At 39.6% G+C, this 12,298-nt stretch carries 10 protein-coding genes; 4 read left to right on the top strand and 6 right to left on the bottom strand.

Annotation, left to right across the window (positions count from 1 at the left end; all coding sequences use genetic code 11):
* The first annotated feature begins 13 nt into the window (after positions 1-13).
* Positions 14-1,420, top strand: coding sequence for a glycoside hydrolase family 30 protein (locus tag ACO1O5_RS11965; RefSeq protein WP_486270479.1), 1,407 nt, complete (start codon positions 14-16; stop codon positions 1,418-1,420).
* A gap of 36 nt (positions 1,421-1,456) precedes the next feature.
* Positions 1,457-3,223, top strand: coding sequence for a cellulase family glycosylhydrolase (locus ACO1O5_RS11960; RefSeq protein ID WP_486270477.1), 1,767 nt, complete (start codon positions 1,457-1,459; stop codon positions 3,221-3,223).
* On the opposite strand, the gene ACO1O5_RS11955 is transcribed toward ACO1O5_RS11960, so the two are convergent.
* The 6 genes from ACO1O5_RS11955 to ACO1O5_RS11930 form a co-directional block, all read right to left on the bottom strand.
* Positions 3,216-4,466: an NAD(P)/FAD-dependent oxidoreductase gene (locus tag ACO1O5_RS11955; protein ID WP_486270475.1), complete on the bottom strand. Its 1,251-nt coding sequence runs from the start codon at positions 4,464-4,466 to the stop codon at positions 3,216-3,218. The two genes, ACO1O5_RS11960 and ACO1O5_RS11955, sit on opposite strands and share 8 nt — an antisense overlap.
* A gap of 67 nt (positions 4,467-4,533) precedes the next feature.
* Positions 4,534-5,535: a 4-hydroxyproline epimerase gene (locus ACO1O5_RS11950; RefSeq protein WP_486270473.1), complete on the bottom strand. Its 1,002-nt coding sequence runs from the start codon at positions 5,533-5,535 to the stop codon at positions 4,534-4,536.
* A 33-nt stretch (positions 5,536-5,568) separates the two neighbouring features.
* Complete coding sequence (locus ACO1O5_RS11945) at positions 5,569-7,068, bottom strand: aldehyde dehydrogenase (NADP(+)) (RefSeq protein WP_486270471.1); 1,500 nt, start codon at positions 7,066-7,068, stop codon at positions 5,569-5,571.
* A 12-nt stretch (positions 7,069-7,080) separates the two neighbouring features.
* The gene (locus tag ACO1O5_RS11940; protein ID WP_486270470.1) at positions 7,081-8,034 is read right to left on the bottom strand and encodes a dihydrodipicolinate synthase family protein; all 954 of its coding nucleotides are present in this window, start codon (positions 8,032-8,034) and stop codon (positions 7,081-7,083) included.
* A gap of 73 nt (positions 8,035-8,107) precedes the next feature.
* Entirely contained in the window at positions 8,108-10,177 is a 2,070-nt protein-coding gene (locus ACO1O5_RS11935) for a prolyl oligopeptidase family serine peptidase (protein WP_486270469.1), read from the bottom strand.
* A gap of 100 nt (positions 10,178-10,277) precedes the next feature.
* Positions 10,278-10,601, bottom strand: coding sequence for a hypothetical protein (locus tag ACO1O5_RS11930; RefSeq protein WP_486270468.1), 324 nt, complete (start codon positions 10,599-10,601; stop codon positions 10,278-10,280).
* 177 nt (positions 10,602-10,778) lie between these two features.
* Here ACO1O5_RS11930 and ACO1O5_RS11925 point away from each other — a divergent pair, with 177 nt between their 5' ends.
* Positions 10,779-11,279, top strand: coding sequence for a DinB family protein (locus ACO1O5_RS11925; RefSeq protein ID WP_486270466.1), 501 nt, complete (start codon positions 10,779-10,781; stop codon positions 11,277-11,279).
* A 147-nt stretch (positions 11,280-11,426) separates the two neighbouring features.
* Complete coding sequence (locus ACO1O5_RS11920; RefSeq protein ID WP_486270464.1) at positions 11,427-12,272, top strand: CvfB family protein; 846 nt, start codon at positions 11,427-11,429, stop codon at positions 12,270-12,272.
* Positions 12,273-12,298 lie beyond the last annotated feature (26 nt).

Below are 12,298 nucleotides of genomic sequence, written 5' to 3'. Positions count from 1 at the left end.
CGCATCCTTTTTAATGAAATATAAATTGAAATATTGTGTTGCTTTTTTTCTCGCAACGGGGTTTACAAACGTACATGCACAGACGAAGAATGGGATTGATGTTTGGCTAACGAATCCTGATAAAACGTTTTTGTTTCGGCACCTGGATAAGCAACTTCAATTTGATGCCATACCTGGCGCTAATCCCGTAATTACAGTAGATGATAAGCCGGCCTATCAATCTATGGTAGGTTTTGGTTTTGCATTGACGGGCGGAAGTGCCACGCCTATCATACACATGAGTGCTGAAAGCCGTTCAAATTTATTACATGAACTTTTTGGAACGAAAGGTGATGCAATAGGCGTAAGCTATCTGCGAATAAGCATTGGTTCATCCGATTTAAATGATCATGTGTTTTCTTACGATGATTTGCGGGAAGGCGAAACTGATGTCAATATGGAAAAGTTCGATCTTGGCCCCGATAAAAAGGATGTGATACCGGTATTGAAAGAAATTTTGGCGATTAATCCTTCTATAAAAATTTTGGGTTCGCCATGGTCGCCGCCTAAATGGATGAAAACAAATGATGATACAAGAGGTGGCAGATTGAAGCCGGAATACTATGCGGCGTATGCAAAGTATTTTGTAAAATATATACAGCGAATGAAAGCTGAAGGAATTATTATTGATGCGATAACTGTGCAGAACGAACCGTTGCATCCCGGTAATAATCCAAGCCTTTTGTTAACGGCTCCTGAAGAAAAAGATTTTGTAAAAAATAATTTGGGGCCTGCCTTTAAAGCCGCAGGGATAAAAACCAAGATTCTTATTTACGATCATAACGCAGACAGGCCCGATTATCCCATAACAATTTTGGATGATCCGGAAGCAGCAAAATATATTGATGGATCAGCATTTCATTTATACGGTGGAGAGGTGAATGCATTCACAGTGGTTCACAATGCGCATCCCGGGAAGAATATTTATTTCACGGAACAAATGGTGGTTCAATTTCATGATACAACAAGAATGATCATTGCGGATCCTGTGAGTCGTGTTATTATCGGCGCTACCCGTAACTGGTGCCGCAATGTGCTGGAATGGAATCTTGCTGCCGGCCCTGATTTTAAACCCTATACTGACAGGGGTGGTTGTTCCATGTGCCAGGGCGCAGTTACTATTAACGGCAACGATTATACGAGAAATATTGCTTATTATTCAATGGCCCATATTTCAAAGTTTGTAAGGCCCGGCTCTGTCCGTATTGCGTCAAACGATATTGAAACATTGCCCAATGTAGCATTTACAACACCTAATAATAAAAAAGTGTTGATCGTTGCGAATGATAATAAGAGTCCGCAAACTTTCACGATTAGTTACAAAGGGAAAAATGCTTCGGCAACATTAGAAGGAAAAGCGGTGGCAACCTATGTTTGGTAAATGGTTTCGTCATTTAGGGTAGGTAAAAAGTTTAAGATGTACACAAAATTATTTCCAGGGAAAATCTTTCAGCATACCATTTGCTTTTTTTTATTGCTGATAGTTTTTAATGAACTACCGGCCCAGGGCTTTTTAAAAGCTGACGGGAAAAAAATTGTAAACGCAAAAGGAGAAAATGTTCTGTTAAGAGGAGAAGGTCTGGGTGGATGGATGTTGCAGGAAGGCTATATGCTCGGAATTTATAAAGATGCGCAACAAAATAAAATAAGGTCACGCATTGAAGAATTAATGGGACCTGAAGAAACCGAAGAATTCTATGAAGCGTGGTTGCATAATTTTATTCAAAAGAAAGATATTGATGCAATGCATGCGTGGGGTTTTAATTCAGTACGGTTGCCGATGCATTACAACCTTTATACGTTACCGGTAGACAAAGAACCGGTGGCAGGGGAGAATACCTGGCTCGATAAAGGGTTTGCGTTAACCGACAGTTTATTGTCGTGGTGTAAAGCCAACCACATCTACCTCATACTAGATTTGCATGCAGCGCCGGGCGGGCAAGGCAACGACATTAATATTTCTGATCGCGACCCGACAAAACCTTCCTTGTGGCAAAGCGAAGCTAATAAGCAAAAGACAATAGCACTTTGGAAAAAATTAGCCGATCGTTATAAAAATGAACCGTGGATTGGCGGCTATGATATTTTGAATGAACCTAATTGGGGTTTTACGGATACGGTAAATGATCGTAATGGAACTAAAGAAAAAAACAATGCGCCAATAAGAGAGTTGTTTCAGAAAATAACCAGTGCAATTCGTTCCGTAGATAAAAATCATCTCATAATTATTGAAGGCAATGGATGGGGCAATAACTACAATGGAATTTTACCGACCTGGGATAAAAACATGGTGTTGAGTTTTCATAAATATTGGGATTATAACAAACCGGAAAATATTCAACGAATTATTGATGCGAGAAATAAATACAACGTTCCTGTGTGGTTAGGCGAAACTGGCGAGAATTCTAATGTTTGGTACACAGAAGAAATTCGTTTGCTGGAAAAAAATAATATCGGTTGGTCTATGTGGCCATTAAAGAAAATGGGCGCCAATAATCCTTTGGAAATAAGATCAAATTTAAATTATGATGCAGTAAGGGATTATATGAATGGCAACGGAAGAAAACCGAAAGAAAGTAATGTCTACAGTGGATTGCTGGAACTGGCGGTTTATGCAAGAGAAGAAAATAATATTTTTCATAAAGATGTTATTGATGGTATGTTCAGGCAACCATTCTCAGCCAAAGCAATCCCTTATCGTTTGCATCATCTTAAAGACAGTATAGTTATCAATGCGGTCGATTATGATTTAGGAAGAAATGGTATTGCTTATTATGATTTGGATACAGCAAACTATCGTTCTTCAGGAGTAAACAGCGCCGGCAACCGTGGCAGGGTTTATCGCAATGACGGTGTCGATATTTATCAAGACTCTTCAAAATACGAGACTTATTATGTCGGCCATATTGAAGATGGTGAATGGTTGCAATACACAATTGATGTATCTGCAAGTGGAAATTATAATTTCAATTTCGCTGTCGCATCTTCGAATGATGATGGTAAATTTTCTATAAGTTCTAATGGAAAAATGTTGGCGGATCAAGTTGATGTTACAAAAAAAGGAGCTAGGGACGCATGGCAAACGGTAATCGTAAAAAATATTCACCTGGCGGCAGGCCGAAACAGGATTAGAATTAAGGCTATTAAAGGTGGTTTTAATTTAGAGCAAATAATGATTAATTAAAACGATCGGGATTAAAAGCTTTAATGTCGATGCTTGTTGCTTCATTACTAACAATTTCACTTACTAACCTTCCTGTTGCGGGACCAAGGCTTAATCCCAACATAGCATGACCACTTGCGATAACGAGGTTATTATATTTGCTCACTTTACCGATATAAGGTAGCCCGTCGGCCGAGCATGGCCTGAAGCCAAACCATATTTTATCTTTTTCGGGGAAAGGTAAATCCACATCAGGAAAATATTTTTTTACCGATTCGAGTATCCCCATAACACGATTCATTCTTGGTGGTGTATTGGTGGATGTTATTTCCATAGTTCCGCCAAACCGGATTTTATTTTCAGCCATTGGCGTTAATGCTATTCTAGCCTCGCTTAAAATAATCGGTTGCTTTATTTTGAATGGTAAATCTTCAAATGTCATGGAATAGCCCCTGCCGCCCACCATGGGTATATTTAGCTGCAACATAGCCGCTACTTCGCCACTCCATGCTCCTGCTGCTAACACGATGTGTTCTCCAAAATATTCAGAAGTATTAGTTCGTACTCCCTTGATATTATTGCCTTCTTTGATGAAACTTTTCACTTCTTCGCCGGTTTTATTGGTGACACCGTTGGTTCCAAGATAAGCGATCATATCCCTCATCAGTTTATTTGGATACATGTGCGCATCGCATTTAAAATAAACGGCGCCTTTGATGTCCATGTTGAGGTCGGGTTCCATTTGCTCCACTTCCTGTTTGTTCAAAAGTGTTGCTTCGAGGCCTAATTTGTTCGACGCTTCAACCATTTCTTCTGCGTGACGTTCATTCGCATCTGTTTTAAAAAAATCAAGCATTCCTTTGTTCGCATAATAAAAGTTAAAACCTGGAACATGGCAGAGATCTTCATACAATTGTTTGCTCAATAAATTAATATCACGGAGAGGGATAGCCGAAGCATCGACATTGGCTTTTGTTGCCGACCTGATAAACTTCATTCCCCAGTTCACAAGACTTTTGCTTAACCTTGGCTGCACATAGAAAGGGCTTTTCGAATCAGCCATCCATTTAAATCCTTGCTTTACAATACCCGGAGATGCTAACGGAACAAAATGACTGGGACTAACGTAGCCGGCATTGCCGTAAGAACAACCATCGAGCATGTCAGTTTTATCGATGATAGTTATTTGATGTCCCTTCCGTAGCAGATAATAAGCGCTGCTTAAGCCGATTATTCCGCCGCCGATTACAATTATCTTAGCCATCTATCTTTTACGAATTTTCAATAGTCAAACTTAATAACTTAACAATAAAACAATTTATCATGGTTATTCATATCACCTGGAACCCAAAAGCATAGGGGTCATCTTCTTCGTCTATTGTTATTACGTTATGCCCGTAAATTTTTGCCCAGCCCTCAATGCCCGGAACAATGGCAGGCCTGCCTCCGACTTCAGTAATTTTTTCAATAGTGCCAATAAACTTAGAGCCAATAATACTTTCATGAATAAAAATATCGCCTTGTTTTAATTTTCCTTTTGCAAACCATTGGGCCATTCTCGCTGATGTACCGGTGCCGCAGGGTGAGCGGTCAATAGCTTTATCACCATAAAAGACGGCATTCCTTGCTGAAGAACTTTCATCTAATGTTTTGCCTGTCCATAAAATATGCGAGCATCCATTGATCGTTGCGTTTTCGGGATGAACGAATGTATGTTCTTCATTGATTCGCTTTCTCATTATCCTGCTCCAACTTATTAACTGATCGGCAGTATAATTGTCAAGACCTTTAAAATTTTCCTGCACATCTACAATCGCATAAAAATTTCCGCCGTAAGAGACATCTACGTGGAGTTTGCCAAGATCAGGACAATCAACGGTGATATTTTCTGCTGCGAGAAATGATGGCACATTCGTAAGTTTTACTGACGCAACTTTATCGCCTTTCATTTTGTATTCAATCTTTACTAATCCGGCTGGAGCTTCCATGCGAACGATGCCGGGAATTTTTGGTGTCAATAGCCCTTCTTCTATAGCAATGGTGATTGTGCCAATAGTTCCATGTCCGCACATCGGGAGGCATCCACTTGTTTCAATAAATAAAACTGCAACGTCATTGGCAGGATCGTGTGGCGGATATAGAATACTTCCGCTCATCATGTCGTGTCCGCGTGGTTCAAACATCAGGCCTTTTCTAATCCAATCAAATTCCTTTAAAAAATGCTGGCGTTTTTCACTCATGTTATTTCCCTGTAACTCCGGACCACCTTTTACTACCAACCTTACCGGGTTACCGCATGTGTGTGCATCAATGCATTCAAAAATATATTTCATGTATTTTATGTAGGGCTGAGATCATGCTGATATTTATTCAACATCTCCGTTGTTATGTTGGCTGTTCACAAGCCGGAATATTTTTTTAGGATTTAGATTTTTTAATTCTTCGGGCAATAAATACTCCGGGCAATTTTGGAAACAAACAGGCCTTACCCAGCGCTTAACGCCGTTAATGCCAACTGCAGTATAACGGCTATCCGTAGTTGCAGGAAAGGGCCCGCCATGAACCATGCTCGGGCAAACTTCCACACCGGTAGGAGGATTATTAAAATTGATTCTGCCTGCAATTGTTGGAGCAATTGCAATTAATTCCTTGTTATCATTAAAATCTTTATCGGTGCCCATTAAGGAAGTAGTGAGCTGGCCCGCAACTGATTGCCACACCTGCTTCAGTTCATTAATATCGTTACATTTTACCATTAAAGAATAAGGGCCAAATACCTCTTCGTGCAGGGTTGGGTTATTTAAAAATGTTTCACCACTAACGGTAGCAATTGCGGGAAGTGTTTTAATACCGTTAGACTGGGAAGTAGATTTTTTGACGAGTGTAACGCCTTTTTGCGACAGTGCTTTCTCCTGTTTTTCTATGTATGCTTTTTGAATTCCTTCGTGCAACATTTTTGAAGGAATAAATTTTGAAATTTCTTCACTTAAATTTTCCAAGAAGTCATTTAGTGCTTTGCTTTCAACCGCAATCATCAAACCTGGATTAGTACAAAATTGCCCCATGCCCAATGTTACAGAACCAGCATACATTTTAACCAATGCATCTGCATTTTTTTGTAAGGTCTCTTCAAAAAAAATAACCGGGTTAATGCTTCCCATTTCAGAAAATACCGGAATCGGATTTTTTCGCTCGGTTGCATAATCATACAATGCCGTACCACCGCTAAAGGAACCTGTAAACCCAACAGCCGCTGTCGCCGGATGCTGCACCAGGGCTTTCCCCGTTGTGAAACCTTCATCAGTTACGTGTTGGAAAACATTATCGGGCATCCTACATTTTTCGATGGCGGTTTTAATGGCCTCATAAACCATAGTTGAAGTTTCAACATGGGCTGGATGTGCCTTTACAACAACACTGCAACCCGCAGCTAATGCTGACGCAGTATCCCCGCCAGCAGTAGAATAGGCAAAAGGAAAATTACTGGCTCCGAATACTATTACGGGGCCAAGCGGAATCAACATCTTTCTTATATCGGGTTTGGGAACCGGTTGACGATCAGGGATAGCCGTATCGATGGAAGCTTCCACCCAACTTCCTTCTTTTACCATTGCTGCAAACGTGCGAAGTTGCATAGTAGTTCTTGCCCGTTCTCCTGTCAATCTTCCTGCGGGCAAATTGGTTTCTTCACTTGCCTTGTTTATCAAAACATCCCCTAATGCTTCTATTTCATTGGCAATCGTTTCCAGGAAAATAGCTTTTTTTTCCGCTGAAGTATTTTTGTATTCATTAAATGCCTGCAAAGCGTGCTGCATTATTTCATCAATTGAAGTAGTTGCCGAAGGGTTTTTTTTAGTTGCTAACATTTCTGAGATTTTTTATAGAGATACACTTTTTAAAGAAGCGGTATAGGATGTTTCCTGCTGTAAATAATTGGCAAGCCGGGGTCTTGAGGCGATGCCATCATTAATTACTTTTAAAATTCTTTCTCTTTCTGCTCCTGCCAAGGTTAGCCTGGGTTCGCGAACGTGCTCTGTGCCAAGGCCCACCTGGCTTTCAGCAAGTTTTATATATTGAACCAATTTGGAATGAATGTCGAGTTCCAGCAAGGGCATAAACCAACGATAGATATAAGTAGCTTCTTTAATTTTGCCTGCTTTTACGAGATTATAAATTGCTACTGTTTCAGCGGGGAAAGCACACACAAGGCCTGCTACCCAGCCATGAGCTCCCATCAGCATTTCTTCCATTGCTAAGGTATCTACGCCGCACAGTATTTTATAACGGCCGCCAAATCGTGTAAGCATCCTCGTTACATTGGTTACGTCACGGGTAGATTCTTTTACGGCCTGTATATTCTTGCATTCTGTCAATTCGGCAAACATATCCAGGGTAACTTCTATTTTATAATCAACAGGATTGTTGTAAATCATTATGGGTAACGCAGTTGAGTCTGCTATTCTCTTGAAATAAGTTACTGTTTCGCGGTGATCACTATTGTATCGCATTGGGGGCAGCATCATTAAACCTTCACAGCCCCATTTTTCAGCAAGTTCTGCCTGCCTTAGCGCTTCGCTTGTTGCACCTTCGGCTATATTTAATATTACCGGAATTCTCCCTGCCACATTTTCCACCGCAAACTGTACCAATCGCGATTTTTCTTCTGTCGTTAAAGTGCTTGCTTCACCCAATGTGCCGCCCAATATTATGCCATGAACGCCTGCCCGTAATTGCGCATCAAGATTCTTCTTAAACATGGGAAGGTCCAACTGATCATCAGTTGTGAATTTCGTTGTAAGAGCCGGGAAGACTCCATTCCAGTTTACTGACATAAAATAAATTTTTGTAAAGGTATTTTTTTCTATGCAAATGATAATTATCGCGGCATTTAAATGCCAGAAGCAATTACAGCCCCCATTGATTCATAATAAATTCAAAAACAAAATCCCAATTATCGATGGATTGCTTAGTGCTTTGACCGCTGCCGTGGCCGCTGTCATAATCCATGTGTAAAATTATGGGACTAACCTGGCCGATGTTGTTTTGAAGTACAGCTACAAATTTCTTTGCATTCATGGGATCCACACGGCTATCGTTAGCTCCGGCTGTAACCAGCATCGTTGGTACGTTAACGCCTACCCGAATATTTTGATAAGGAGAATAGCGGAGCAACCAGCGAAAGTCAGCGTCGTTATCTGATGTGCCGTATTCCGGAATCCAATAACGTGCAATTAAAAATTTCTGGTAACGCAACATATCGAGTAAAGGAACTTCGCAAACAATGGCTTTATATAAATCCGGGCGTTGCGTCGCTATTGCGCCCATGAGCAATCCACCGTTGCTGCCACCGATGGCAATCAATTTGGAAGGGCTCGTGTACTTTTCTTTTATCAGCCATTCGGCGCACGAATTGAAATCATCAAAACAATTTTGTTTGTTGGCCAACATACCTTCACGATGCCATCTTTCGCCATAATCATCGCCACCTCTTATTCCTGCTTCCACAATTACCCCCCCGCGGTTAAGAAAGGGAGCAAAAAATCCATAGTAATGTGGTTCAATTCCGATATTAAACCCACCATAAGCGGTGAGTAAAACAGGATTGGCGCTATCGAGTTTCATGTCTTTCCTGTGAATTACAAATGCAGGAACTTTTGTGCTGTCTTTAGAATAATAAAATTTTATTTCACCAACAACATTGCTCATGTCGACCGGTAATTTCCTTTCATAATATAAACGCCATTTAAAATTAGATGGCGACGCTACAAAAATTTTTGGCATTGAGGTAAAAGTATTCAGCGTCAAATAGATGGAATCTTCTTCCCTGTCATAACTTATTCCAGCCACATTTCCAGTCTCAGGCAGATCGATTTGTTTTATTTTATCTCCATCAAGATCATACAATGTCAGCCTGCTTTGTATATCTTTTTTGTCCTGGATAATAATGTTGTTTTTAGTAACGACGTAGCTCTGCATTACAGTTACACTTTCAGGAATCAGCGTTTTCCAGTTTTTATATTCCGGATCATTTTTTTCGGCTACCATTAACCGGTAATTTGGTGCGTTGTCGTTTGTGAGAATGTACAGTTTGTCTCCGATGGCTTCCGGGTAGCAAGTCGATTTTTTGCTTTCATAAATTAATATTCCCTGGTCGTTAGTGCCGGTCTTTCGCATATAACATTTGTTGGAGTAGAAGTCGCCTTCGCCATAAAAGCTGACGTCGCTATAACGGTTATCATAAACGAAGTAACTGTTTTTCGCATCGGCTGTTGTGCCCATAAATTCGGCCGTCTTAGCCGGAGCGCCCACTTCCCAGCGGTATGTTTTTAGCGGCAATTGTTTGTTTACATCTTCCTGGCTGCGAATGGTAAAGTATGCATGGTGCTGGTCTTTTGTCCAGTTAAAACCATCTGTGTTAAGAAGGGGAGTGTATAGTATTTTGCCAGTTCGTGTATCGATAATATATGTTGTCGAAATTTCTGCACCACTTTTCTGCACGCTGATGGCTGCCCGTTCCCCATCGTAAGTATAATCCACGCCGGAGGTAGAGGTCTTACCTGAAGTATCTAATTTAACCGGGTCCCAAATCAGTATTTTTTTTCCGTTGAGAATGGTATATAATTTATATTGTTTGTCACCTTTTTTCTTTACGTTTTGAAAAACGCGTTTGCCGTGTTTGCTTAACGGTCCTTCGTAATCTATGTCAATGTAAGCAGCAATTTCATTGCGAACGCCGGGATGTATTTTTTGAGACGCGTTCAAATATTGTATACCATAGTCATGCTGCGCTTTTGTCCATTCAATGACTTTTGGATCTTCTTTATCCTCAAGCCAACGGTAATTGTCAGTAAGCACTACTCCGTGCAACGTGTCTTCAACGGGAATTGCAGGTGTGGGAGGAGGAGAAAATTTTGTTTGAGCAGAAGCTGTTGCTAGAATTATTTGAATACAAAAACTTACCAGAATAATTTTCATGACGCAGTTATTTATAGCGCGCCAAGTTAATTGTTTTTTGCGAGGATAATAAAATGAAGATAACAAAGCTTACAGGTCTTATTCCTGTAAGCTTTTGTCTTTATGAAAGTAATTGAAGGTGCAGAAATGAATATGGGTCTATGGAAAATTCTTTCTCCGTTTCTTCGGGAATGTCGCCCATTTCAAGATCTATAAAAGAATTTCCTTGTTTTATTTGCCAAAGAAATAATTTTTTATCTGATTCTGAGTGTAAATACACTTCGGGTAAAATTTCGGGTAACAAGCCATTCCAACACGCTTCTTCCAACTGTTCTTTTTCCGAAAGATTATTTTTTTTATCGGAAATTTTTTCACACCATTCTCTTTTAGAAAATGTAGTTCCAGTCAATAATAAAATCTCCTGGTGTGTAGAATTCGTTTTCATGATAAGTAATTTTTAGTTTAACGCTAATAGTTAGACGTTAAACGAGTCCGTAAGCAAACAGCCGGGGACAAAAATTTGTGTTAAATACTATATGATAAACTGTTTTTATGCCAAATTATTTTGTAGAAAAAGAACTAATTTGTTAACATATTGCAATACGCAAAAAGTCAATCTATTATGAACAAACAAAGAATTACTTCTTCTCAATTTAATATACTCGTGAAAAATATTGTTGATTTAATTGAGAAAGGAAATGCCCATATATTTCTCGATGAGGCGCTTGAGAACATACCTTACTCATTATTAGGCGAAAAACCGGGGAATCTTCCCTACAGTATCTGGCAGATCACTGAACACATTCGAATTGCCCAATGGGATCTTCTTGAATTTTCGCGAAATCCAAAGCATGTTTCTCCGGAATGGCCGAAAGGTTATTGGCCGAAAGAATCTGCCCCTCAATCTGAAGAGGCATGGCTAAAATGTGTGGAAAAAATACAAACAGAACGCGAATCTTTTATAAAATTAATTGAGAATGCAGGGGATGATTTATTCAGGCCATTTAAGCATGGTACTGGTCAGAGCCTGTTAAAAGAAGCATTGGTATTGGCAGATCATAACAGTTATCATACGGGTGAAATTATTATTATAAGAAGATTATTGAATGCATGGAACGGTTAGATACGGAAAATCTGCAAATAAGATTTTCGTAACTAACGGTTTTGAAAAACGCATGTACTGAAGAGTGCTGCCAGGTACTTCAACAACAAATTTGAATCTTTCAGTTTTTTGATTACAGTATCTTTACGTTAATACGTCGGTTTCAATATGATAAAAATTGGTGAATACAATGTGCTTCGGGTAATAAAAGAAAAAGCTATGGGTGTTTTTCTTGATGATGGCGATATTGGTATTTTATTGCCAAAACGATTTGTGCCTGCCGGAACGAAAATAGGAGATGAGTTAAAAGTGTTTGTATATCATGATGGCGAAGACAGGATTATTGCCACTACACAAAAGCCATTAGGAGTATTGGGTGATATTGTGAGATTAAAAGTGGTAAGCACCAACCAGCAAGGCGCTTTTTTAGATTGGGGATTAATGAAAGATTTATTTATACCAAGAAGCAGGCAGGTAAGTTTTATGATTCCAAATGGAGAGTATGTAGTTAAGATACTGAAGGATGAACAAACGGGTAGATTATTTGCTACTGAAAAACTGGAACCATTTCTTTCCAACAAGGAGTTAAGCGTAAAAGAAATGGATTTGGTTGATCTTTTAATTTATCGAAAAAGCGATCTTGGATACGTGGTGATCATCAATAATCAGCACACGGGTTTATTGCATTTTAATGAAGTGTATCGCCCCATTAAAATTGGCGATCGCTTTCCGGGGTTTATAAAAAAAATATATCCGGTAAATGAAGACGGCGAGTTTATGATAGATGTTGTCGCTGGTAAGCCCGGCTACAACCGTGTTGAAGATGAAAGTGCGAAAGTATTGCGATTGTTGCAGGAAAATGATGGTTACCTCCCTTACCACGATAAATCGTCACCGGAAGATATTTATTCTTTTTTTGGCATGAGCAAGAAGACATTTAAAATGACTACGGGTAAATTATATCGCGAACGAAAAATTGAATTTACACAAACTGGCATTAAACTGGTTCAATAATGGTTAAGTTTATATTGACTCAAGGA

Source organism: Ginsengibacter sp., assembly GCF_057362405.1.
The sequence above is the reverse complement of the archived record's forward strand: the minus strand, read 5'-3'. Positions and strand labels throughout refer to the sequence as shown.

Bases quoted from the DNA above. Each gene is read 5' to 3' on its own strand.
- ACO1O5_RS11965 (WP_486270479.1), top strand. From the start codon at position 14: ATGAAATATAAATTGAAATATTGTGTTGCTTTTTTTCTCGCAACGGGG.
- ACO1O5_RS11960 (WP_486270477.1), top strand. From the start codon at position 1,457: ATGTACACAAAATTATTTCCAGGGAAAATCTTTCAGCATACCATTTGC.
- ACO1O5_RS11955 (WP_486270475.1), bottom strand. From the start codon at position 4,466: ATGGCTAAGATAATTGTAATCGGCGGCGGAATAATCGGCTTAAGCAGC.
- ACO1O5_RS11950 (WP_486270473.1), bottom strand. From the start codon at position 5,535: ATGAAATATATTTTTGAATGCATTGATGCACACACATGCGGTAACCCG.
- ACO1O5_RS11945 (WP_486270471.1), bottom strand. From the start codon at position 7,068: ATGTTAGCAACTAAAAAAAACCCTTCGGCAACTACTTCAATTGATGAA.
- ACO1O5_RS11940 (WP_486270470.1), bottom strand. From the start codon at position 8,034: ATGTCAGTAAACTGGAATGGAGTCTTCCCGGCTCTTACAACGAAATTC.
- ACO1O5_RS11935 (WP_486270469.1), bottom strand. From the start codon at position 10,177: ATGAAAATTATTCTGGTAAGTTTTTGTATTCAAATAATTCTAGCAACA.
- ACO1O5_RS11930 (WP_486270468.1), bottom strand. From the start codon at position 10,601: ATGAAAACGAATTCTACACACCAGGAGATTTTATTATTGACTGGAACT.
- ACO1O5_RS11925 (WP_486270466.1), top strand. From the start codon at position 10,779: ATGAACAAACAAAGAATTACTTCTTCTCAATTTAATATACTCGTGAAA.
- ACO1O5_RS11920 (WP_486270464.1), top strand. From the start codon at position 11,427: ATGATAAAAATTGGTGAATACAATGTGCTTCGGGTAATAAAAGAAAAA.